Origin of the sequence: Flavobacterium swingsii, from assembly GCF_900111965.1 — a bacterium.
GTDB classification, from domain to species: domain Bacteria; phylum Bacteroidota; class Bacteroidia; order Flavobacteriales; family Flavobacteriaceae; genus Flavobacterium; species Flavobacterium swingsii.
The window spans coordinates 164,775-187,914 of record NZ_FOJT01000006.1 but is presented as its reverse complement, the minus strand read 5'-3'; the positions used below and the strand labels follow the sequence as shown (position 1 = coordinate 187,914).

Here is a 23,140-nt window from a genome sequence, read left to right as displayed (position 1 = left end):
CTGACAGGTTTTTAAAACCTGTCAGGTGTTTAATGAATAACTTTTAGTTTTTAAAAGCTGTTAGGTATAGATAGAATGAAATTTTCCAATTGTTTTAATGTAATTCTGTTTTCATAAATTGCTTTTCCAATAATGGTTCCTTCACAACCTAATTCGGCTAGTTTTGGTAACTCATCAAAAGTGGAAATTCCTCCAGAAGCAATGAGTTTAATTCCTTTAGCTTTCTGCAAAATTTTTGCATACAAATCGAAACTTGGACCTTCAAGCATACCGTCTTTATTAATATCAGTACAAATAACATACTGAATTCCTTTGTTTTGATAGTTTTGAATAAACGGAATTAACTCTTCTTTACTTTCTTCTAACCAACCCGAAATTGCAACCTTTTCATTGTTTGCATCGGCACCTAAAATGATTTTATCGGCTCCGTATTTAATAATCCATTCGTTGAATAAACCAGGATTTTTTACAGCGATACTTCCGCCTGTTATTTGATTAGCACCCGATTCGAAAGCGATTCGCAAATCGTTATCTGATTTTAATCCGCCACCAAAATCGATTTTTAGAGATGTTTGAGAAGCAATTTGTTCTAAAATTTTATAATTTACAATCTGACTAGATTTAGCACCATCTAAATCGACTAAATGCAAATATTGAATCCCGTGAGCTTCAAATTCTTTAGCTACTTCTAGTGGATTTTCGTTATAAATTATCTTCGTATTGTAATCGCCTTTGGAAAGTCGGACACATTTCCCTTCGATGATATCTATTGCTGGAATTATTCTCATATTCTGATTTTAGATATTAGATTTCTGATTTTAGATTTTAGATTTAAAAAATATTTTATAACTGATATGCTGTTTTGCGTTAGGGATTAAAGTGGAAATCCTTTTGTTTTTTCCTTTAAAAAACAAAAGATTGCAACGGAAAGCCCGCTCGAACGCCCACCCGAGCCTGAAAGTGCGAACAGACGAAGTAAATTATAATTCTAAAAAATTAGACAAAATTTGTTCTCCAATTTTTCCGCTTTTTTCGGGGTGAAATTGTACTCCGTAGAAATTATCTTTTTGTAAGGCTGACGAATATTCGGTTTCATAACTCGTGAAAGCAATGGATTCGGTACATTTTGGAGCATAAAAACTATGAATTAAATACATGTATTCGTTTTCAGGAATTCCCTCAAACAAACTAGATTTCAAATTATAAATGTTATTCCAACCCATTTGTGGCACTTTTACCTTGTTGGAAAATTTAATAATATCGATATCGAAAATTCCTAAACCCTTTGTATTTCCTTCTTCAGACGAGTTACACATGAGTTGCATGCCAAGGCAAATTCCTAAAACGGGTTGTTTCAGATTTGGAATTATTTTGTCTATTCCGCTATCTCGGAGTTTTTGCATGGCAGAACTTGCTTCTCCAACTCCTGGAAAAATGACCTTATCTGCCGATTGAATTTCGGTAATATTATTTGACAAAATACCTTCGTAACCCAATCTTTGTAAGGCAAACTGAATACTTTGTATGTTTCCTGCTCCGTAATTTATAATGACTATTTTCATTTATATCTGTCTTAAAGTTGTAAAGTCAAAAGTCATAAAGTCAATTCTAAACGCATAGACTTTAATACTTTAGACATTATGACTATTTAAAGCATTCCTTTTGTACTCGGTAAAATCATTTTTTCTGAATCTCGTTTTACAGCTGCTTTTATGGCTTTAGCAAAAGCTTTAAAAATAGCTTCAATTTTGTGGTGCTCATTCGTACCTTCAGCTTTAATATTTAGGTTGACTTTTGCTCCGTCAGAGAAAGATTTAAAGAAATGAAAAAACATTTCGGTTGGCATTTGTCCAATCATTTCACGTTTGAAATCGGCTTCCCAAACCAACCAATTTCGTCCTCCAAAATCGATTGCTACTTGCGCCAAACAATCGTCCATGGGCAAGCAAAATCCGTAGCGTTCTATTCCTAGTTTATTCCCTAAAGCTTGTGCAAAAACTTCACCCAAAGCAATAGCAGTGTCTTCAATTGTGTGGTGTTCGTCAACTTGCAAATCTCCTTTTACAAGAATTTCTAAATCCATTTGTCCGTGGCGTGCAATTTGGTCTAACATGTGGTCGAAAAAAGCGATTCCAGTATCAATTTTACTTTTACCTGTTCCATCAAGATTTAATAGAATCGAAATTTCTGTCTCGTTTGTTTTTCTAACGATAGAAGCTGAACGATTTTCCAGTTTCAAAAACTCATAAATTTTTTGCCAATCGTTGGTTTCTAAAGCAATATATTGATTTAGTTCTTCTTTTTTTACAGATATTTCGCTTGTTCCCAAATTAGTATCATCATTTATAAAAATAGCTTTTGAACCAAGATTTTTCCCTAATTCTAAATCAGTTAATCGATCACCAATGACAAATGAGTTTTGTAAATCATAGTCTTCAGAAAAATATTCGGTTAGCCAGCCAGTTTTTGGTTTTCTAGTATTGGCATTTTCTGAAGGAAATGTTCTGTCGATGCACACTTTATTGAAAATTACGCCTTCGTTTTCAAAGGTTTTCATAATAAAATTATGTACAGGCCAAAAGGTTTCTTCAGGAAAACTTGACGTTCCTAAACCATCTTGATTGGTAATCATAACCAATTCATAATCTAATTCTTGGGCAATTTTACTCAAAAAAGGAATACATTTTGGATAAAAAATCATTTTATTGAAACCATCAATCTGTTCGTCGATAGTTTCCTTAATCATCGTTCCGTCTCTGTCTATAAATAATACTTTCTTTTTCATTATAATAATTTTAAAACGGTTATTAATTTTTCGTTTTCTTCTTTGGTACCAATAGTAATTCTCAAACAATTCTCGCACAGAGCCTGATTGCTTCTGTTTCTAATGACGATTCCGTTTTCGATTAGTTGGTTGTATCTTTTGTTTGCGTCATCTACTTTTATAAGAATAAAATTAGCATCTGAAGGATATGTTTTTTCTACAAATGGTATAGAAACTAAAGATTCGAACATTTTTTTTCGCTCATTTATAATTTTTTTGATCTGAAAATTTAAGGTGTTTTGTTCCAATTTTTTTAAAGCCGATTCTTGCGATAAATTATTGATATTATATGGTGGTTTTATTTTATTTAATACTGAGATTATTTCTGTAGAAGCATACAAAATTCCAACTCTTAAACCTGCCATTGCATAGGCTTTAGAAAGTGTTTGCGTGATAACAAGATTTGGATAATCGTCTATTACTTGCAACCAACTGTCATTTTTAGAGAAATCTATGTAAGCTTCATCGATAACTATCAGTCCGTTAAACTTTTTTAGTAATGATAAAATAGCTTGATCATCAAAAGAATTTCCTGTTGGATTATTGGGTGAACAAAGGAAAATTATTTTAGTATTCTCATTTACATTCTTTACTATTTCATCAATATTGGGTTGAAAATTCTTTGACAATAAGACTTCTTTGTTTTCTATGGCATTAATATTGGCAAGAACTCCATACATTCCATACGTTGGCGGCAATGTAATTACATTATCTTTATTGGGTTCGCAAAATGCTCTAAACAATAGATCAAGTACTTCATCACTACCATTTCCTAACAGGATTTGGTTTTCATTAATCTTATTTTGTTGTGACAAAAAACCTTTTAATTTCTTTTGTTGCGGATCTGGATAACGATTTATTCCGTTAGAAAACGGATTTTCATTGGCATCAAGATAAACCATATTGTGCGTAAAATCTTTAAACTCATCTCGTGCAGAAGAATAAGATTGCATGTTTTTTATATTTTCTCTGATGAGATTATTGATATTGAAATTATTCATTTTCTATTGCTTTTAATCGTAATGAAACAGCATTTTTGTGCGCTTGTAAACCTTCGGCTTCTGCCATAATTTCTATTGCGGTACCAATTTTTTGAATGCCAATTTTAGATATTTTTTGGAAAGTCATCGATTTCAGAAAACTATCTAAGTTGACACCCGAATAATTTTTAGCATAACCGTTTGTTGGTAAAGTATGATTGGTTCCAGAGGCATAATCTCCAGCACTTTCAGGTGTATAATTTCCTATGAAAACAGAACCTGCATTTTCTATATTATCAATATAAAAATTATCCTTATTAGTACAAATAATAAAGTGTTCTGGGCCATATTCGTTAATTAAATCAATAGCTATTGTATCATTTTCAACATAAATTAGTTTAGAATTTTCGATAGCTTTTTGTGCAATATTTTTTCTAGGTAACACTTCAATTTGCTTGTTGATTTCGGTCTCAACAACATCTATCAATTCTTTTGAAGTCGAAACTAAAATCACTTGACTATCTGTTCCATGTTCGGCTTGGCTTAATAAATCGGAAGCCACAAAGCTTGGAATTGCAGTATCATCCGCAACAATAAGTAATTCGCTTGGACCAGCAGGCATATCGATAGCTACTCCAAATCGTGTAGCAAATTGTTTGGCAACTGTTACAAACTGATTTCCAGGTCCAAATATCTTATACACTTTTGGGATAGTTTGTGTACCAAAAGCCATTCCTGCTATTGCTTGAATCCCTCCTACTTTTAGGACTTTTGTTACACCACACAAATTGGCAACGTATAAAATAGCTGGGTTTATTTTTCCTGATTTATCTGGTGGCGAACATAGAATAATTTCTTTGCAACCCGCAATTTGAGCCGGAATAGTCAACATTAATACCGTAGAAAACAAAGGCGCAGTTCCTCCAGGAATATATAATCCAACTTTTTGAATTGGACGCTTTTCCTGCCAACAATTTACACCTTCAATCGTTTCGACTTCAATTTTTGAAGTTTTTTGAGCGGTGTGAAATTTCTCAATATTCGATTTTGCTAAAGCAATAGCTTGTTTCAATTCTGTTGATACTAAAGCAATAGCTTCTTGAATTTCTTCGTTCGAAACTTCTATATTATCTAAAATAATTCCGTCAAAAAATGAGGTGTATTTTGTAACTGCAATATCTCCTTTTTGTTGAATTTCTTTAAAAATTCCTTTTACAGTTTCTTCAATATCATTGAAGGATTGTGTTGGTCTTTTTAAAATTTCAGACCAAGTTTCTGGTTTTGGATTGTATATTTTATTCATTTTATTAAAATTTAAATTACCATTTTTTCAATTGGACAAACGAGAATTCCTTCAGCACCAGCTGTTTTTAATTGGTCTATAACTTCCCAAAATAATTCTTCATCAATAACAGAATGTACACTACTCCACCCTTCTTCTGCTAATGGCATAACGGTTGGGCTTTTTAGAACTGGAAGGATTTTACTAATTTCAGCTATTTTATTATTAGGCACATTCATCAAAATATATTTAGATTTTCTAGCTTTTAGAACCGATTGAATTCTAAAAAGTAACTTGTTTAAAACGATTTGATTTTCTGCGGTTATTTTTGGAGAAACAGCCAAAACAGCTTCGCTTTTAAAAATCACTTCAACTTCTTTAAGGTTGTTTTTGAATAAGGTACTCCCGCTAGAAACAATATCTACGATAGCATCTGCCAAACCAATATTGGGAGCAATTTCTACAGATCCTGATATTTCGTGTAAATCGACTTCAGTATTTTTAGATTTAAAGTAATTATTGACGGTATTTGGGTAAGAAGTAGCAACACGCAAGCCTTTTAAATCTTGAATAGAATTGTATTGAAAAGCTTTTGGGACAGCAATTGAAACTTTGCATTTTGAAAATCCTAATTTTTCTGCAATTTGAATATTACCACCTTTTTCGACCAAAATATTATCGCCAACAATAGCGATATCTACAACACCATCAATGAGATATTGTGGAATATCTGAATTACGAAGAAACAAAACTTCTAAAGGAAAATTTGTAGCAGTGGCTTTCAGTTGATCGTTTCCATTATGAATAGAAACACCACAATCTTTAAGGATTTTTAAGCTGTCTTCATTCAGACGACCTGATTTTTGAATTGCAATTTTTAGAGTACTCATTTTTTTGATTAAATATTATGAATGAGTACAACTTGGAGAAAATAAAAAACCCGTTTGATGTACTCAAACGGGTTTTAGAATATTGTGATTTACACGCATACCATTAACACTTCGCCTGAGAGCAAATATGAAAATGATGTTGATGTAATTGATTTGTGAACATTTTTGTTTTTTTAATACGTTGCAAATATATGCTCAAATAAAAATAGAAAACAAATTATTTTTTATAATTCTTACTAATTTATGATTTGTTTAATCTTTGTCTTTTCCCTCAGCCACAGTAGTTGTTGGAGTTTTTGTTGCATTAGCTCTAATTTCAGTATGACGAATTTCGCCTCCAGATGTTCCTACAGATTTAGACATTATTGCCGTAACAATAGCAATGGTAATTGCTAAATAGGCTACTAAAAGTGATTTAGAATGTTTCTTATAATTGGCATATAATCCTAAAATAGAAGCTAATCCGAGTAGGTAAAATATTTTCATAAAACTTTCAGCTAGTTCTTCGTGGTTGTGAATTAAGTCATGTGAAATACCTAAATCCTCGACAATATCTTCGGATTTTTCTCCTGTAAACATTGAGATTTTACCCATTATCATGCAAAAAATAAAAATAATATAAGCTGTATTAATAAGTAATGGATTTTTTTTTATAATCCCAAAAAGTAAAATTCCAATTCCAAAAAATAATCCGATTATTGGAAAATGGTTTACTAACATGTGTAAATGTGCGTCGTTCATAGTTTTTAGTTTTAAAGTTTTAATTGAAATTTCTCTTTGATATTACCATTGAATTTTGACATTGAAATTGATTTTTTTTTTACAACATTCCGTTGTATTTTCTAACAAACCATTCTGTAGTTAGCGTAATTGCTAAAAGAATAAGCAACCATATTAAATCTATTAAAGGTGATTTTTTAACTATTTCTTTCTGAATAGCTGGAAAACTTTCTTTTTTAAGTAACTCCGCAATTAATTTATCTACTTGTGTTGGATAAAATATTTTTCCTTTTGTATTTGTTGCCAATTGCGTTAAACGCGAAACATCTGGATTTACAGATTGTTTTTCAATTTCAAAATCTAAAACTTCAAAATTACCTGAATACGAAGCTTTCGAGTTGTTTTCTTTGACTGTAAAACTATAATTCCCTGCTTCTAAATCTTCAAAATTCACTTTATATTCTCCATTTCCTTTTAAGAAATCATAGGTTTTAGTAACATTCGTTTTCTTATTTTTTAATTGAATGGTCAATTGCGCATTTTCTTCAAACTCATAGTTTTTATTAAAATACTGAGCAGAAATTTCGATGTTTTCGCCAGAATTATAAAAACTTTCGTGCGTGACAATCAATGATTTTTTTGAAGCGTTAGAAGCTAAAAACTGAATGATTTTATCCATAAAAACATCAAATTGTTCGAATGATTTGGTTTTTAAATGACTTTCTACACGCCATTTCCAAATATTTTCTCCAAAAAGATAGGCATTTCGTTTCATTCCGTTTTCGGCAAAAGCCAATAACGGATTTTCGGTCTTAATATTTCTAATTTGCGATTGCAATAAGGTATTTACATTTCCTTTAATATCAATATTTCCAAACGAATTTTCTAAAGGTGGAAACTGTTCGAAACCAATATTATCTAATGCAAATGAATTAAATTGTAGATTAAATTCGGCCGTAAAATCTTCTTGCTGACCAGACATTCTAAATGCTAATTGGTCTTGATATTGGTTCAAAACACTATAATCTGTACTCAAACCCGTAATTACAAAAGTGTTTAATTGCAGATTTTTATTTTGTTCTAAAATAGATTTAAATTCTGCATTGGGTTGATACAAAATTAAAACATTATAATCTTGTAATGTTTTAATTTGTTGTGGTTTAAGCAACGTTACTTTGCGTTGTACATTAGATTCTATCGCACGTTTTATAGCACCTAAATCTGGATGATTTATTGCCGAAATTAATGCGATTTCTGATCGTTCATCAATTATTTCAACCGCAAAATTCTTAACATTATTGTATTTATTTTTCTCTGCTTCGGAAGTAGAAATAATTGCTTTATAAGTATGGACTCCTACTCTATCAGCATTTAATAAAACGGTGATTTCTTGCGATTTTTTATTAGCAGAAAACGAAACTGTTTGTTTGTGAATCGTATTATTTCCTTGTTGAATACTAAAAGTAGTATTGATGCTTTTGTTTCCGTTGTATTGCAAGAAAACTTCAACTGGAAATTTATTTTTTAGGAATGCATATTTATTTACATTCAACTGATTGATTTTTACATCTAAAAAGTTAGTTGTATCGCCTAAAACCAATGGGTAAACCTGATTATTCTGCGGAAATGAATACACATAATCGTTCCCGATAGTTTGGTTTCCGTCAGAAAGCAATACAATTGGAAAATTTTGATTTCGATATAATTGCTTTAAATTTTGAGCAACTTTATGAATATTAGATTGTTTTCCTTCATAATCTATTGGCTTATCAGAATAAAAATCAGTATCGAAACTAAACAATTGAACATCATATTTGTCTTTCAATTGACTATTTTCTGATAATTTTTGAGATAATTCTTTCGATATATTTTCTTGTTTTAATTCTGATATTGATTGAGAATTATCGACAACAATTGGCAAAGGTGTTTTGCTAGTTTCGTAAGTTTTTCTTGATATGATTGGATTAATCAGCAATAAAAGAATCGAAAAAACAGAAAGAAAACGCAACAAAGCCAATAAAATATTGACTTTGTTGTAGTTTTTGTTTTTATAAAAATATTGATAAAACGACAATCCTCCAGCAATTACTAAAGAAAGTATTATGAGTAGAATTGTGGCTGTATTCATTTAGTTTCTTACGTTAACATTCCTCCATCAACATTTAGTACTTGTCCAGTTACATAAGCGCTCAAGTCGCAAGCTAAGAAAACACAAGCATTGGCAACATCTTCTGGAGTTCCACCACGACGCAACGGAATACTTTCTCTCCAACCTTGTACCACATCTTCGTTTAGTTTTGCAGTCATTTCAGTTTCTATAAATCCTGGAGCAATAGCATTACAACGAATATTACGAGAACCTAACTCTAAAGCTACCGATTTTGTGAATCCAATAACTCCTGCTTTTGAAGCCGCATAATTCGTTTGTCCGGCGTTACCCTTCACTCCCACTACACTACTCATATTGATAATAGAACCTGAACGTTGTTTCAAGAATGTTTTTTGTATGGCTTTTGTCATATTAAAAACAGATTTCAAATTAACATCGATAACTTTATCAAAATCTTCTTCAGACATACGCATTAGCAAATTATCTTTAGTAATTCCTGCGTTGTTTATTAAAACATCTACTGTTCCAAATTCAGCAATTACTGCATCTACAAAGGTTTGCGCTTCATTAAAATCGGCTGCATTAGACTGATATCCTTTTGCTTTTATTCCTAAAGCATTTAATTCTGTTTCTAAAGCCATCGCAGATTCCACAGACGAACTGTATGTAAACGCCACATTTGCACCATGTTGTGCGAATACCTTAGCAATTCCACTTCCTATTCCGCGACTTGCGCCTGTTATAATGGCTACTTTTCCTTCTAGTAATTTCATTTTATTATTGGTTTTGTTCTTTAATTTTAAATGTCAAATATATAATAAATCCCTTTTGAAAAAAAATACATTTTTCAATTAAACCTTTGTTAAAATTTAAAGTCTAAATTATTTATATCTTCAATAAATATATGAAGCACAACCAAACCAATTTTAAGAATTTATACAATGAATACAAAGTATTGGTTTATAATGTTGCGCTAAATTATCTCCAAAATACTGAAGATGCCGAAGAAGTTACACAAGATGTTTTTGTTGAAGTACACGAATCTTTAGATCAATTTAATGAAAAATCTTCTCTAAAAACATGGATTTACAGAATAACAATCAATAAAAGCTTAAATTTTATCAAACATAAAGCTAGTAAAAAACGTTTTTTTGTTTTTGGACGTAAAAGTAATAATGAGTTAGAAATTAGTAATTTATCTAATTTTGAGCATCCTGGAATATTATTAGAAAATAAAGAAAAATCGACTATTTTGTTTGGAGTTATAAATGAACTAACTGAAAATCAGAAAACAGCTTTTATGCTCTCTAAAATAGACGGACTAAGCAATCCTGAAATTTCAGACATTATGCAACTAAGTATCTCATCGGTCGAATCTCTAATTTTTAGAGCCAAAACTAGTTTGAAAGAAAAATTATCAAATAAATTTGAAGAACATCGCAAGAAATAATTAAATAATTTGTCTAAACAATTATGGAACAAGAAAAATGGATAAATAGTGTTATGAATAGCACCGATGGGATAACGCAAGTTAAACCTGATGTTTTGCTGTTTTCTAAAATTGAAAATAAAATAAAAAGACAAAATGTGGTTTCTAACAAATGGATTTGGATTGCAGCGGCTTCTTTTGCTATTTTGTTTTCATTAAATTTTAAAGTTATTTTTTCAGGACCTAATAAATCCAATACTGATACCGAAATGCTAGTAGCTTCTATTTATAAATCAAATCAACTTTATTAATTATGAACAAGATTAAATTACTAACTTTCTCGGTAATTGCACTAATTATTCTAAATATTGCAATGTTAGGTTTTTTTATTTTTTCAGAGAATAAATCCGAAGATTTTAGGAAGAAACCAAAACCTAGAGAAATAATTATCCGAAAATTAGGTTTTGATAAACAACAAGCAAAAGCATACCAAGAGTTAATAAATTGGCACAGATTGAATATAGATAGTTTGCAGGAACAAATTAAAAATACAAAACAAAATTTATATTCAGAGTTAGTAAAACCTGAGGTTGATAATAAAACTAAAGATAGTTTAGTAAATAAGTTGGCAAATATTCAGAAAGAAATTGAAAGCACACATTTCAAGCATTTTCAGGATATTAAAAAACTTTGTAAGAAAGAGCAATTGGGCCGCTTTTCTGATTTAACTACGGAATTGGCTAAAATATTTTCTAAACCGAAACCACGAAATGATTAAAAAAATAATATTTTATTTCATTCTTTGTCTGTTTTTTTCTGAAAGCTCTCAAGCTCAGAAAGAAAAAGACTCTTTATTTATGAACTTAAATTTAAAGTTTGACGAAAATCCTTTAGAACTAAACAAAACTTATGTTTCTAAGTATAAAGATACTTTACAAATCAATTTAGTTAAATTTTATATCTCTGATATCCAAATTGAATATGCGAATAAAACATTTTTTTTACAATCAAATAGCCATTATCTAATTGATATAGAAAACCAAAGTTCACTAAAAATACCTATTTGTAAAACTGAAAATAAAATTGTAAATAAAATCACATTTAATATTGGTATTGACAGTCTTACTAACGTTTCTGGAGCATTATCTGGTGATTTAGATCCTACAAAAGGAATGTATTGGGCTTGGCAAAGTGGTTATATTAATATGAAAATTGAAGGCAAAAGCAACAGTTGTAAAACTAGAAAAAATGAATTTCAGTTTCATATTGGCGGCTATTTAAAACCCAATTATGCTATGCGAGAAGTAGTTTTATTTCCAAAATCAAACAATCTTGATATTGTAGTAAATTTTGCTTCTTTTTTTGATAAAATACAACTTTCAGAAACTAATTCTGTCATGATTCCAGGTAAGAAAGCAATGGAATTAGCTAATTTGAGCGCAAAAATGTTTTACATAGAATGAGAAAAAAAATAGCCTATATATTTTTTGGTTTTGTACTTATTATTTTGCTAGCTTTTGTAAAAAAGACGCTTACCCCTATTTATTTCGATATTCCAAAAGGTTGGCCAAAACCTTATTATGATTTTAAAAATAATCCGTTAACTGAAGAAGGATTTCAATTAGGAAGACAATTGTTTTATGACCCAATTTTATCTAAAGACAGTACCATTTCTTGTGCAAGCTGTCATTTGCAAGCAACTGGTTTTACTCATGTAGATCATGCTTTGAGTCACGGTATAGAAGGCAAAATTGGAAACAGAAATTCGTTAACCTTGCAAAATTTGGCTTGGAGCAAAAATTTTATGTGGGACGGAGCTGTAAATCACCTAGATGTGCAACCACTTGCTCCAATTACAAGTCTTGTAGAGATGGACGAAACATTGCAAAATGTAGTTTATAAACTTCAAAATAGCAAAAAATACAAAGAACTATTTTATAATGCTTTCGGTACAAATAAAGTTACAGGACAATTAACATTGAAAGCTTTATCACAATTTTTAGTAATGCTAAAAACTTCTAATTCAAAATACGATAAGGTGATGAGAAAAGAAGAATTATTTACAGATATAGAACAAAAAGGATACAACTTATTTAAAACCAATTGTGCTAGTTGTCATCAAGAACCTTTATTTTCGAGCGATAAATTTGAAAATAATGGTTTAGAAATAGATACAACTTTAAACGATTTTGGAAGAATAAAATACACTCAGAATCCTAAGGATTATTTACTATTTAAAGTCCCCACATTACGAAATATCGAATTTACTTATCCCTACATGCATGATGGACGGTTTAAAACTTTAACCGAAGTCATAAAACACTATAATTTGGAGTTTAAAACTAGTAAAACATTGTCGAAACAATTAGTAAAACCAATGAATTTATCCGATAATGAAAGAACTGAATTGTTAGCTTTTTTAAAAACTTTAACAGACAAAGAATTTCTTTTTAATTCAAAATATTCTTTTCCTAAATAAAAATCATTTTTTGTCGCAAGAATTAAATTTAATTGTTGTCTAACATTTAAACCCTAACAAAATCAAAATGAAAAAACTTTTCTCTTTTTTAATTTTTGCAAGTATTTTATCTAATGCTCAGACAAATCCTGCAATTACAAAATGGCTTCAAAACACTACTGTTACAGGAAATTATTATGTGTCAGGTAACTCTACTCCTATTTCTAATGGTATTTTAGTAAACTGTCAGCAAGTTAGATACTCAACAAATAATGTATATGTTAACACAACCGGAATTCCGTCCTATAAAATAGGCCCCTATTTAGATGGTAACCCAAACCAAGCAGGGAATCAGAATGCAATTTTTAGATTTCCATTAAATCCTACTCAGAATACTGGTACATTAACGGCAACAACTGGTGGTAATATAGGCGTTTTTATAAATGGAGTAGCGATGTACGATTTTAGAGATGGAGTTGCTTGGAGTAGTACAACAAATGCTCCTTGTGGTGGACCAGGAAATACCGCTTGCACAGGAACACCTTCATGGTACAGAGATGCTATTGTTGCAGAAAGACCAGGTTTTGATTGCTCAAAGGGACATCCCGGAGGAACAAATTACCATCATCATCAAAACCCTAGTGCATTTGATTTAGATATTAATGTAATATCAAATATTTGCAATTTGTATGATTCTGACGGATTATATGCAATAAATACATCTCAACACTCTCCACTAATAGGTTTTGCTTATGATGGTTTTCCTGTATATGGTGCTTACGGATATGCCAATGCGGATGGTACTGGTGGAATTACAAGAATAAAATCAGGTTATCAACTAAGAAATATTACTGTAAGAACGCATGCCGCAAACGGAACAGATGTTGGCGACGGTCCAGCAGTTAGTACAACTTACCCTTTAGGTTATTACAGAGAAGACTACGAATGGATTTCGCACCCAACAGATGCCAGTTATTTAGATGAGCACAACGGTCGTTTTTGTGTAACACCAGAATATCCAGCAGGTATTTATTGCTATTTTGCAACGGTCGATTCGAATCATAATTCAGCCTATCCTTATCTAGTAGGACCAACTTTTTATGGAAATAAGACAGCTGCAAAAGTTACTACTATAACCGAAACCGTTACAACATATAATGCACCATTATCACTTTCTGAAAATAGTTTTACTAATAAAGTGATTAAAATATTTCCTAACCCAAGTTCAGATTTAATTGCCATTCAAATTGGCGATTTAATAACAACTAATTTACAAGTTGAGTTATTTGATTTAACCGGAAAACTCATAAAAAAGACAGAAATAAATGCTGGACAAACTATTGCTTTCTTTGATATACAAGACATTTACAACGGAACTTATTTAGTTAAAATCTCTGATGGAACAAGCACCATTACTAAAACTATTATTGTAAGTAAGTAATCCTATAAAAAATTAATTAATTAAAAAAGGTTTAATCAAATTTAGATTAAACCTTTTCTCTTTTTTAATATCAAATAATAAAATTATACCTAATGAAAAAATATATTTTTTGTACACTTTTGTTATTAGTTTTTCTAAAATCTAATTCTCAAACCGTTGGTTTATTACAACATGACACTGGAACTTTAGACGATGGATATGTATTATTTGCTCCTATTTCTAGTACAAACACATATCTTATTGATAAATGTGGCAAACAAGTAAAAACATGGGCAAGTACTTATAGACCTGGACAATCTGTTTATATACTCCCTGACGGAACATTATTACGGTCAGGAAATGCTAACAACACAACGTTTACAGCTGGTGGAAAAGGAGGAATTATTCAAAAAATTGACTGGAATGGTAATCTAACTTGGAGTTATACTATTTCAAATACGTTAGAGTGTCAACATCACGATATTAAAGCTTTACCAAACGGAAATGTACTAGCCATCGTTTGGGAATCTAAAACCAATACAGAAGCCACTGCACAAGGAAGAAACCCATCACTAGTTCCTGCAACGGTTTGGAGTGAAAAAATTATTGAAATTCAACCCGTTGGAGCAACAGGAGGAAATATTGTTTGGGAATGGCATTTGTGGGATCATTTAGTTCAAGATTTCGATGTTACAAAACCTAATTATGGCTCCGTTTCAACAAGTCCCCAATTATTAAACATGAACTTTGAAGCAAGTGCAACAAACTCAGATTGGATACATTTAAATTCGATTGACTACAATGTTACTTTAGACCAAATATTATTAAGTTCTCATGCTTTTGATGAAGTTTGGATTATTGATCACAGCACTACAACTGCACAAGCAGCAAGTCATACGGAAGGAAATTCAGGAAAAGGTGGGGATTTATTATATCGTTGGGGAAATCCCCAAGCCTATAACAACGGTAACGCTACAAATCAGAAGTTATTTGGCCAACATAATGCAAATTGGATAGAAAGCGGACTTCCATATCAAAACCAAATTATGATTTTCAACAATGGAAATGGTAGAACTGGCGGCAATTATTCCACCGTAGAAATAATAAATCCACCAGTAAATGGCTACAATTACACTGCAACTTTACCTTATGGGCCAACTATAACATCGTGGATATACAATTCAGGAAATCCTAATACTATATATGCCGCAAATATTTCTGGATCACAACAATTATCAAATGGAAATGTAATACTTTGTGATGGCCCATTAGGAACTTTTAGAGAAGTAAATTCAGCAGGAACAACTGTTTGGAAATATATTAACCCGATTAATAATACAGGAATTATAAGTCAAGGCACCACTCCAACTCAAAATATAACATTTCGAAGTAGTTTTTATCCAAGTAATTATATTGGTTTTTCAGGACAAGACTTAACGGCCAGTAGCACCATTGAAAGTTCAAATACAGTTTCTGCTTCTTGTAATTTAACATTATCAAATGTGGAAAATAAAATTGAGAATGACGTTTTAATATACCCAAATCCAGCTCAAGATTTTATTACTATTAAATCTAAAATAACTGAAACTGATTTAAAAGTTGAATTAATAAATGAATTTGGTAAAGTAGTAAAAGAAGATAAAATTCTTCAAGGAAACAATCTAAGTATTTTTGAAACTCATACTATTCATAATGGCTTTTACTTTATGAAGATTTCGAATGAAAACGCATCAAAAACTTATAAAGTGATTATTAATAAATAAGCTAGATTCTAAATCATCATTAATTAATAAACCTCGAATTTTATTTAAATTAGAGGTTTTATTTTTTTACTTACAAGACTAAATTATTCTATTTCAAAAAAGGGAAACTTTTTTTTATACTACGAACTACAATACTTATATTTGCGCTTCAATAATTACTACACATGAAAATTTCATATAACTGGTTAAAACAATTTATAAAAACTGATTGGGATTCGGAAAAGACAGCTTCTATGCTTACCGATTTAGGTCTTGAAGTAGAAGGAATCGAAAAATACCAATCTGTAAAAGGTGGATTAGAAGGAATCGTTGTAGGTCACGTACTTACTTGTGTTCAGCATCCAAACGCCGATAAATTAAAAATAACAACAGTCGATTTAGGAGATGGTAATCCAATTCAAATTGTTTGTGGCGCCAGTAATGTAGCGGAAGGACAAAAAGTTCCTGTAGCTACAATTGGAACTATTTTATATGATAAAGAAGGAAAATCATTCGAGATAAAAAAAGGAAAAATTCGTGGAGAAGAAAGTCACGGAATGATTTGCGCAGAAGATGAATTAGGTCTTGGCGATAGTCACGAAGGCATTATGATTCTCGAAGAAAATCTAAAACCAGGAACACCTGCTGCGACAGTTTTTAATATTGAAAATGATGAAGTTTTCGAAATTGGATTAACACCAAACCGTGCCGATGCAATGTCTCATTGGGGAACAGCAAGAGATTTGAAAGCGGGAATGCTTCAAAACGGAACAAATATCGAACTAATTACACCATCGGTTTCAAATTTTAAAATCGAAAAAAGAACTTTAAAAATTGATGTGAAAGTCGATGATAACAAACTGGTTCCTCGTTATTGTGGTGTAACCATTTCTGATATAAAAATTGGAACTTCACCAGCTTGGCTTCAAAATAGATTGAAAGCAATTGGAATTACACCAAAAAATAATGTTGTCGATGTAACAAATTATGTTTTACACGAATTAGGGCAACCATTACATGCTTTTGACGCAGCAAAAATTAACGGGAAAATCATCGTACAAAATGTTGCAGAAGGAACAAAATTTACAACATTAGATGATGTAGAACGTTCTTTGAGCACTGAAGATATTATGATTTGCGACGAAAACGGACCACTTTGCATTGCAGGTGTTCTTGGCGGAAAAGACTCTGGTGTTTCTCAAAATACAACGTCTATATTTTTAGAAAGTGCTTATTTTAATGCTGTTTCTGTAAGAAAAACAGCAAAAAGACATACAATTAGTACCGATGCTTCTTTCAGATTTGAAAGAGGAATTGACCCAAGTATTACGGAATATGCGCTAAAACGTGCCGCAATTTTGATTTGTGAAGTTTCTGGTGGCGAAATCACTTCAGATATTGTAGATATTTATCCAAAGAAAATAGAAGATCATCAAGTGATGCTAAATCTTGAAAAAGTAAGCAAAATAATTGGTCAAGAAATTCCAGACGATACCATCAAAAATATATTAGCTTCGTTAGATATTAAAGTAAATAGTATTTCTAAAGTAGCTTTAGGATTAGTAATTCCTGCTTATCGTGTCGATGTGACTCGAGAAATAGATGTAATTGAAGAAATTCTAAGAGTTTACGGTTATAATAATATCGATTTTACACAAAAACTAAATGCTACAACTTCTCATTCTTCAAGAACTGAGGATTACAAAATTCAGAATATAATTGCCAATTTATTAGTTGGTAATGGCTTCAACGAAATGATGGCAAATTCGTTAACAACACCAAGTTATGTTAATTTAAGTAATAGTTTAAATGAAAACAATAATGTTTTAATAATCAATCCGTTAAGTAATGATTTATCAGCCATGAGGCAATCATTATTGTTTTCAGGATTAGAAGCTGTTTCATTTAATATTAATAGAAGAAATAACGATTTAAGATTATTCGAATTCGGAAAAACATACCACAAATTATTGTCAGGAAATCAGGAAAATAACCATTTAACTTTGTTTATGACAGGAGATAAAACTTCAGAAAGCTGGACAAATCCTCAAAAACCTTCCGATTTCTTTTTCTTTAAAGGTTATGTATTGGCAATTTTAGAAAGATTGGGATTGTCTAAAATTATCGCTTCGCCTTTAAAAACTGATGTTTTTGCTGAAGGAATGGTTTACGAAATGGGGAATTCTACTTTAGTAGAATTTGGTACGGTTAAAAAATCGATATTGAAGCATTTTGATATTAAACAAGAAGTTTTCTTTGCCGATTTTAATTGGAATGCAATTATCAAACAAATTTCAAACAACATTAAGTTTACCGAAATCTCTAAATATCCTGAAGTTCGTCGTGATTTAGCGCTTTTGCTAGATAATGAAATCGAATTCGTGCAACTTTTTGATATTGCTAAAAAAACAGAAAAATCTTTGCTAAAAAACATTAATTTATTTGATGTTTACGAAGGAAAAAATCTTCCAGCTGGTAAGAAATCATACGCTATTAGTTTTGTGTTGCAAGACAATGCAAAAACACTAACCGATTCGCAAATTGACAAAGTAATGAGTAAATTAACTCAGAATTTTGAAAGCGAATTGGGAGCAACATTAAGATAAGCTTTTTATATAAATTTGAAAAGGGACATTTTTTAAAATTGTCCCTTTTTTATTAGTAAGATAATATTTTATAGTTAGCTTATATTTTAAGAGTGATGAACCAAAATCACATTATTAAATATTTTTTTTGAAATTTTGTGGTGTCATTCCTGTATATTTTTTAAAAACTTTAGTAAAATAGGAATAATTTTCAAAACCAAATTCATTTGCAACGTCACTAATAGTCATTCCTTTTATTGATAACAATCGTTTACTTTCTAAAATAATTTTTCGATAAATAAATTCTGTTAAAGTTATATTTAAAACATCTTTGCAAATTCTATTTAAATGTTTTAAGCTAATATTCATTTTGTTTGCATAATAAGAAGGTGCTTTTTCCTCTTTATAATGACTATCAACAAGTTCTTTTAACTCATTAATTTTAAAATTATACTGATGAACGGAATGTTTATCTATTGAATTGTATATTCTATCTATTTCTATATGAATAATGTCCAGAACGTTTAATAACTTATCAGATTTTTTTAATTTATTATCTCTATTTTCATAAATTAACATGTCAAAATATTGTTTAAATTCTAAAATCTGTAATTCTGTCAATAACAATTCTGGTCTATTCATTAAAGTTCTATAAAAAGAATATTCTTCTAATTTCTTTTTTCCAAAATGTAAATTATAAACTTCTTGAGAATAGAAAGCTATATAACCATCAATATCTTCTGAAAGTTTCCAGCTGTGTACTTGACCTGGTTTAAGAAAATAAAGACTACCAATTTTTATTTCAAAGCTATCAAAATCAATTACATGCACTCCACTTCCTTGTGTAAATAAGACCAATAAATAAAAGTTGTGACTATGCGAATTTTCAATAAAACTGTTGTCTATTAAATGAGATTTGAAATCATTAAAATACAAATCATTTTCGCTCGACTCACAATAAAATTTATTTATTTGATAAATAGGTAGTTTTTTCATAAACAAAATGTCTTAATATTACCATTTTTAGCGAATATAAGAAAATTATTATTCAACCTTATATTATAAATTTGTAGTCTAAAAAAGATAGTTATGATTAGTACAATAAAACACATTTTCAGTAACGAATGTCCAAAATGTAACAAAGGAAAAGTATTTAAAGACAAAAATTTTTTCTTTAGTATTGGTTTCCCAAAAATGAATGAGTATTGTAGTCAATGTAATTTTAAATTTAAAAAAGAACCTGGTTATTTTTTCGGAGCTATGTTTGTAAGCTACGCATTAACCGTTATAGAAGGGCTAATAACCTATTTTATTGCTCATCCATTTTTTGATGAAACATTCGATTTAAGAATCATACCAATAATTTGTATCGTAGTAATATCATTATGCTTTTTTAATATCCGATTATCAAGAATGATTTGGATTTATATATTTAAAGACTATTCGGCATAATATTACATCTAAAAATTTAAATATATATGATAAAAAAACTCCAGTAATTACTGGAGTTTTCTATATAATCTAAGAATACATTTTCTTTCTTAATTCCTGAATTTTCTCATCTTCCAGATACTCATCAAAAGTGGTATAACGGTCTATTACTCCTTTTGGTGTAATTTCTAATACACGATTGGCAACAGTTTGTGCAAATTCGTGGTCATGAGTAGTAAATAATATTGAACCTTTAAAGTTTTTCAATGAGTTGTTAAATGCAGTAATCGACTCTAAATCTAAGTGATTTGTTGGTTCGTCAAGCATCAATACATTGGCACGCATCATCATCATACGAGATAACATACAACGTACTTTTTCTCCTCCAGACAAAACACGACCTGTTTTTAAAGCTTCTTCACCAGAAAAAATCATTTTCCCAAGGAAACCACGCACATAAACTTCGTCACGCTCTTCTTCGGTTTTTGCCCATTGGCGCAACCAATCTACAAGTGTCAAATCATTTTCGAAAAAACTATGATTGTCCGCAGGCAAATAGGACTGGTTGGTTGTAATTCCCCAATCGAAAGTACCAGAATCGGCAGTCATATTTCCGTTTAATATTTCATAAAAAGCAGAAGTAGCACGAGAATCTTTCGAGAAAATAACGACTTTATCTCCTTTTGCCATATTCAAATCTACGTTTTTGAATAAGACTTCACCATCTATCGAAGCACTTAAGTTTTCTACATTCAAAATCTGATCTCCAGCTTCACGTTCGGTATCAAAAATAATCGCAGGATAACGACGAGATGAAGGTTTTATATCTGATAAATTTAATTTATCGATCATTTTTTTACGAGAAGTTGCTTGTTTAGACTTGGCAACATTGGCACTAAAACGACGGATAAATTCTTCTAATTCTTGTTTCTTTTCTTCGGCTTTCTTATTTTGTTGTGCTCTTTGTTTCGCTGCTAACTGCGATGATTCGTACCAAAAAGTATAGTTTCCTGAATAATGGTTTATTTTTCCAAAATCGATATCGGAAACGTGCGTACAAACTGAATCTAAAAAGTGTCTGTCGTGAGAAACTACTAAAACTGTATTTTCATAATTTGCTAAGAAATTTTCTAACCAACCTATGGTTTCAAAATCCAAGTCGTTGGTAGGCTCATCCATAATAAGAACGTCAGGATTACCAAATAAAGCTTGCGCCAAAAGCACACGCAATTTTAGTTTTCCTTCCATATCGCCCATAAGCGTATATTGATAATCGGCCGAAATTCCAAGGTTTGAAAGCATCGCACCGGCATCAGATTCGGCATTCCAACCATTCATTTCTTCAAAACGAACTTGCAACTCTCCTATTTTGTCAGCATTTTCATCAGTATAATTAAGGTATAATTCGTCCATTTGACTTTTTACATCAAACAAAGTTTTATTTCCCATCATTACTGTTTCCAGTACCGTTTTATCATCAAACATATTGTGATTCTGGTTTAGAACCGACATACGTTTTCCTGGCTCTAGAATAACACGACCCGAAGTTGGATCTATTTCTCCTGCAATTATTTTTAAGAAAGTAGATTTTCCAGCACCGTTAGCTCCAATAATTCCGTAGCAATTACCTTGCGTAAAGGTTGTATTTACTTCGTCGAATAAAATTCGCTTACCAAATTGTACTGATAAATTTGAAATTGTTAACATTGATATATTTTTTATAAAAGTGTTGCAAAAGTAACAAAAATAGTGGAGTTTTGAGGCTAATATTTTACAATATCTGTAAGTTTAATTTAACTGTCTATTAACAGCATTATATCAATTATAAAAATACATTTGTTTATCAATAAATAATATTCGATGACTGCCTATTTCAAAAAAATACTTTACCTATTACCTATTACATCTATCACACTTTTGTGTTCTTGCAAACAAGGAACAAATGAGGAAGGTCATAATGCCTATTTTGGTGGAGAAATAATAAATCCGAACTCGAAATATGTCTATTTGTGCAAGGACAATGAGGTTATAGACACTATTGTTTTAGATGACAAAAATAGGTTTCTAAAAAAATACGATTCTCTCGTTCCGGGCATGTACACTTTTAAGCATGAACCAGAATATCAGCAAATTTATTTCGAAAAAAATGATAGTTTGATGATTCGTTTAAACACTAACGAATTTGATAATTCATTAACATTTTGTGGTCGTGGCGACGAAAAAAATAATTTTTTGATGGAACTTTTCTTGAAAAATGAAGCCGACAAAAACGCAACATTCGATTTGTACGATAAAGATTTTAAAACATTTTCGAAAGTCATAGAAAAAAACTACAATTCTAGCAAAGCTTTTTATTTAAGACGAGAGACTGAAGTAGGTTGGAGCGAAGATTTCGATTTGTATGCAAAAACAATGTTAGACATGCATTATTTTACCAAAAAAGAAATGTATCCATTTGTGCATGAGCGTCGTACGAACAAAAAAGTTTGTAAATACTTACCTAATAGTTATTATGATTTCAGAAAAAAAATAGATTTTAACAACGAAAAACTAACCACATTTTCTCCGTTTGTTCGCTATTTAACATCGATGCTTAACAATGTAACTTGCAAAGACAATAACGAAAAATCATTAGAAAATAACATTAAAAAATTACATGTTGCCGATTCGTTATTTACAAATGTTAAGATAAAAAATTCGGTTTTAAACAATATTGCTTTTATGTATTTGCTTGAAGACCAAAACATGATGAGTAATAAAACATTTTTGGATAAATATTTTCAACTTTCGACTGATAAAGAAAAACAAAAAGAAATTAAGAAAATTGAAGAATCTATTCAGCATTTAGCACCAAATAAATTATTACCAAATATCGATTTAATTGATGCCAATGGAAAAACTGTTGCAGTAAATAAACTATTTACTAAAAATACAGTTGTTTTCTTCTGGACATCGGAAGCGAAATCTCATCTAGAATTAGCACATCAAAGAGTTACCGAATTGAAATCGAAATATCCTAATTGGGATTTTGTATCAATAAACATTGATGATTCTGACAAACAATGGAAAAATTTACTAACTAAATATAATTTTAAAAATACAACCGAATTACACGCCGCGAATTTTCAAGATATTAAAGACAAATGGGTAATTACAAAAATACATCGTGCTATGCTTATTGGTTCTGGCGGGAAAATAAATAATGGTTTTGTAAGTTTATTTAATGCTAATTTTGAGAATTATTTGAAATAGAATTAAGCTCTTTAGAT

At 30.5% G+C, this 23,140-nt stretch carries 21 protein-coding genes; 10 read left to right on the top strand and 11 right to left on the bottom strand.

The window, feature by feature from the left end:
• Positions 1-50: 50 nt before the first annotated feature.
• From hisA to fabG, 9 genes are all read right to left on the bottom strand, one after another.
• The gene (hisA, locus tag BM053_RS11565) at positions 51-788 is read right to left on the bottom strand and encodes a 1-(5-phosphoribosyl)-5-[(5-phosphoribosylamino)methylideneamino]imidazole-4-carboxamide isomerase (protein ID WP_091477562.1); all 738 of its coding nucleotides are present in this window, start codon (positions 786-788) and stop codon (positions 51-53) included.
• 192 nt (positions 789-980) lie between these two features.
• On the bottom strand, positions 981-1,562 hold the full coding sequence (gene hisH / locus BM053_RS11560) for an imidazole glycerol phosphate synthase subunit HisH (protein WP_091477558.1): 582 nt from the start codon (positions 1,560-1,562) through the stop codon (positions 981-983).
• Positions 1,563-1,648: 86 nt separating this feature from the next.
• Positions 1,649-2,785, bottom strand: coding sequence for a bifunctional histidinol-phosphatase/imidazoleglycerol-phosphate dehydratase HisB (gene hisB, locus BM053_RS11555; protein ID WP_091477701.1), 1,137 nt, complete (start codon positions 2,783-2,785; stop codon positions 1,649-1,651).
• Positions 2,785-3,825 (bottom strand): histidinol-phosphate transaminase, encoded by a 1,041-nt coding sequence (hisC, locus tag BM053_RS11550; protein WP_091477556.1) that lies wholly within the window; start codon positions 3,823-3,825, stop codon positions 2,785-2,787. Before hisC ends, hisB begins: the two co-directional genes overlap by 1 nt.
• Positions 3,818-5,107, bottom strand: a complete 1,290-nt coding sequence (gene hisD / locus BM053_RS11545; RefSeq protein WP_091477554.1) for a histidinol dehydrogenase — start codon at positions 5,105-5,107, stop codon at positions 3,818-3,820. Before hisD ends, hisC begins: the two co-directional genes overlap by 8 nt.
• A gap of 11 nt (positions 5,108-5,118) precedes the next feature.
• Positions 5,119-5,976, bottom strand: coding sequence for an ATP phosphoribosyltransferase (gene hisG / locus BM053_RS11540; protein ID WP_091477552.1), 858 nt, complete (start codon positions 5,974-5,976; stop codon positions 5,119-5,121).
• Positions 5,977-6,228: 252 nt separating this feature from the next.
• The gene (locus BM053_RS11535) at positions 6,229-6,717 is read right to left on the bottom strand and encodes a DUF2231 domain-containing protein (RefSeq protein WP_091477550.1); all 489 of its coding nucleotides are present in this window, start codon (positions 6,715-6,717) and stop codon (positions 6,229-6,231) included.
• Between the two features lie 79 nt (positions 6,718-6,796).
• Positions 6,797-8,824, bottom strand: a complete 2,028-nt coding sequence (locus BM053_RS11530; RefSeq protein WP_091477549.1) for a hypothetical protein — start codon at positions 8,822-8,824, stop codon at positions 6,797-6,799.
• 8 nt (positions 8,825-8,832) lie between these two features.
• The gene (fabG, locus tag BM053_RS11525; protein ID WP_091477546.1) at positions 8,833-9,579 is read right to left on the bottom strand and encodes a 3-oxoacyl-[acyl-carrier-protein] reductase; all 747 of its coding nucleotides are present in this window, start codon (positions 9,577-9,579) and stop codon (positions 8,833-8,835) included.
• A gap of 131 nt (positions 9,580-9,710) precedes the next feature.
• Between fabG and BM053_RS11520 the strand changes: the two genes are divergently transcribed.
• The 8 genes from BM053_RS11520 to pheT all read left to right on the top strand — a co-directional run bounded on the left by BM053_RS11520 (position 9,711) and on the right by pheT (position 18,461).
• Complete coding sequence (locus tag BM053_RS11520; RefSeq protein WP_091477545.1) at positions 9,711-10,256, top strand: RNA polymerase sigma factor; 546 nt, start codon at positions 9,711-9,713, stop codon at positions 10,254-10,256.
• Positions 10,257-10,279: 23 nt separating this feature from the next.
• Positions 10,280-10,546, top strand: coding sequence for a hypothetical protein (locus tag BM053_RS11515; protein WP_091477544.1), 267 nt, complete (start codon positions 10,280-10,282; stop codon positions 10,544-10,546).
• 2 nt (positions 10,547-10,548) lie between these two features.
• Positions 10,549-11,013: a periplasmic heavy metal sensor gene (locus tag BM053_RS11510; protein ID WP_091477542.1), complete on the top strand. Its 465-nt coding sequence runs from the start codon at positions 10,549-10,551 to the stop codon at positions 11,011-11,013.
• Positions 11,014-11,092: 79 nt separating this feature from the next.
• Positions 11,093-11,698, top strand: coding sequence for an MbnP family protein (locus tag BM053_RS11505; protein ID WP_143076484.1), 606 nt, complete (start codon positions 11,093-11,095; stop codon positions 11,696-11,698).
• Positions 11,695-12,714: a cytochrome-c peroxidase gene (locus BM053_RS11500; RefSeq protein WP_091477540.1), complete on the top strand. Its 1,020-nt coding sequence runs from the start codon at positions 11,695-11,697 to the stop codon at positions 12,712-12,714. Before BM053_RS11505 ends, BM053_RS11500 begins: the two co-directional genes overlap by 4 nt.
• A gap of 67 nt (positions 12,715-12,781) precedes the next feature.
• Positions 12,782-14,134 (top strand): T9SS type A sorting domain-containing protein, encoded by a 1,353-nt coding sequence (locus BM053_RS11495; protein WP_091477539.1) that lies wholly within the window; start codon positions 12,782-12,784, stop codon positions 14,132-14,134.
• 92 nt (positions 14,135-14,226) lie between these two features.
• Entirely contained in the window at positions 14,227-15,876 is a 1,650-nt protein-coding gene (locus BM053_RS12240) for an aryl-sulfate sulfotransferase (RefSeq protein WP_244148528.1), read from the top strand.
• A 164-nt stretch (positions 15,877-16,040) separates the two neighbouring features.
• The gene (pheT, locus tag BM053_RS11485; RefSeq protein WP_091477537.1) at positions 16,041-18,461 is read left to right on the top strand and encodes a phenylalanine--tRNA ligase subunit beta; all 2,421 of its coding nucleotides are present in this window, start codon (positions 16,041-16,043) and stop codon (positions 18,459-18,461) included.
• 114 nt (positions 18,462-18,575) lie between these two features.
• On the opposite strand, the gene BM053_RS11480 is transcribed toward pheT, so the two are convergent.
• Positions 18,576-19,436 carry a helix-turn-helix domain-containing protein gene (locus tag BM053_RS11480; RefSeq protein ID WP_091477535.1) on the bottom strand — a complete coding sequence of 287 codons (861 nt, stop codon included), beginning with the start codon at positions 19,434-19,436 and terminating at the stop codon, positions 18,576-18,578.
• 93 nt (positions 19,437-19,529) lie between these two features.
• Between BM053_RS11480 and BM053_RS11475 the strand changes: the two genes are divergently transcribed.
• A complete protein-coding gene (locus BM053_RS11475; RefSeq protein WP_091477533.1) occupies positions 19,530-19,892 on the top strand; it encodes a DUF983 domain-containing protein in 363 nt (120 codons plus the stop codon).
• A 69-nt stretch (positions 19,893-19,961) separates the two neighbouring features.
• Here the strand turns inward: BM053_RS11475 and BM053_RS11470 are convergent, their stop codons facing one another.
• Positions 19,962-21,578, bottom strand: coding sequence for an ABC-F family ATP-binding cassette domain-containing protein (locus BM053_RS11470; RefSeq protein WP_091477531.1), 1,617 nt, complete (start codon positions 21,576-21,578; stop codon positions 19,962-19,964).
• A gap of 153 nt (positions 21,579-21,731) precedes the next feature.
• Between BM053_RS11470 and BM053_RS11465 the strand changes: the two genes are divergently transcribed.
• Positions 21,732-23,123 carry a TlpA family protein disulfide reductase gene (locus BM053_RS11465; RefSeq protein ID WP_091477529.1) on the top strand — a complete coding sequence of 464 codons (1,392 nt, stop codon included), beginning with the start codon at positions 21,732-21,734 and terminating at the stop codon, positions 23,121-23,123.
• Positions 23,124-23,140: the final 17 nt, after the last annotated feature.

Bases quoted from the DNA above. Each gene is read 5' to 3' on its own strand.
- hisA (WP_091477562.1), bottom strand. From the start codon at position 788: ATGAGAATAATTCCAGCAATAGATATCATCGAAGGGAAATGTGTCCGA.
- hisH (WP_091477558.1), bottom strand. From the start codon at position 1,562: ATGAAAATAGTCATTATAAATTACGGAGCAGGAAACATACAAAGTATT.
- hisB (WP_091477701.1), bottom strand. From the start codon at position 2,785: ATGAAAAAGAAAGTATTATTTATAGACAGAGACGGAACGATGATTAAG.
- hisC (WP_091477556.1), bottom strand. From the start codon at position 3,825: ATGAATAATTTCAATATCAATAATCTCATCAGAGAAAATATAAAAAAC.
- hisD (WP_091477554.1), bottom strand. From the start codon at position 5,107: ATGAATAAAATATACAATCCAAAACCAGAAACTTGGTCTGAAATTTTA.
- hisG (WP_091477552.1), bottom strand. From the start codon at position 5,976: ATGAGTACTCTAAAAATTGCAATTCAAAAATCAGGTCGTCTGAATGAA.
- BM053_RS11535 (WP_091477550.1), bottom strand. From the start codon at position 6,717: ATGAACGACGCACATTTACACATGTTAGTAAACCATTTTCCAATAATC.
- BM053_RS11530 (WP_091477549.1), bottom strand. From the start codon at position 8,824: ATGAATACAGCCACAATTCTACTCATAATACTTTCTTTAGTAATTGCT.
- fabG (WP_091477546.1), bottom strand. From the start codon at position 9,579: ATGAAATTACTAGAAGGAAAAGTAGCCATTATAACAGGCGCAAGTCGC.
- BM053_RS11520 (WP_091477545.1), top strand. From the start codon at position 9,711: ATGAAGCACAACCAAACCAATTTTAAGAATTTATACAATGAATACAAA.
- BM053_RS11515 (WP_091477544.1), top strand. From the start codon at position 10,280: ATGGAACAAGAAAAATGGATAAATAGTGTTATGAATAGCACCGATGGG.
- BM053_RS11510 (WP_091477542.1), top strand. From the start codon at position 10,549: ATGAACAAGATTAAATTACTAACTTTCTCGGTAATTGCACTAATTATT.
- BM053_RS11505 (WP_143076484.1), top strand. From the start codon at position 11,093: ATGAACTTAAATTTAAAGTTTGACGAAAATCCTTTAGAACTAAACAAA.
- BM053_RS11500 (WP_091477540.1), top strand. From the start codon at position 11,695: ATGAGAAAAAAAATAGCCTATATATTTTTTGGTTTTGTACTTATTATT.
- BM053_RS11495 (WP_091477539.1), top strand. From the start codon at position 12,782: ATGAAAAAACTTTTCTCTTTTTTAATTTTTGCAAGTATTTTATCTAAT.
- BM053_RS12240 (WP_244148528.1), top strand. From the start codon at position 14,227: ATGAAAAAATATATTTTTTGTACACTTTTGTTATTAGTTTTTCTAAAA.
- pheT (WP_091477537.1), top strand. From the start codon at position 16,041: ATGAAAATTTCATATAACTGGTTAAAACAATTTATAAAAACTGATTGG.
- BM053_RS11480 (WP_091477535.1), bottom strand. From the start codon at position 19,436: ATGAAAAAACTACCTATTTATCAAATAAATAAATTTTATTGTGAGTCG.
- BM053_RS11475 (WP_091477533.1), top strand. From the start codon at position 19,530: ATGATTAGTACAATAAAACACATTTTCAGTAACGAATGTCCAAAATGT.
- BM053_RS11470 (WP_091477531.1), bottom strand. From the start codon at position 21,578: ATGTTAACAATTTCAAATTTATCAGTACAATTTGGTAAGCGAATTTTA.
- BM053_RS11465 (WP_091477529.1), top strand. From the start codon at position 21,732: ATGACTGCCTATTTCAAAAAAATACTTTACCTATTACCTATTACATCT.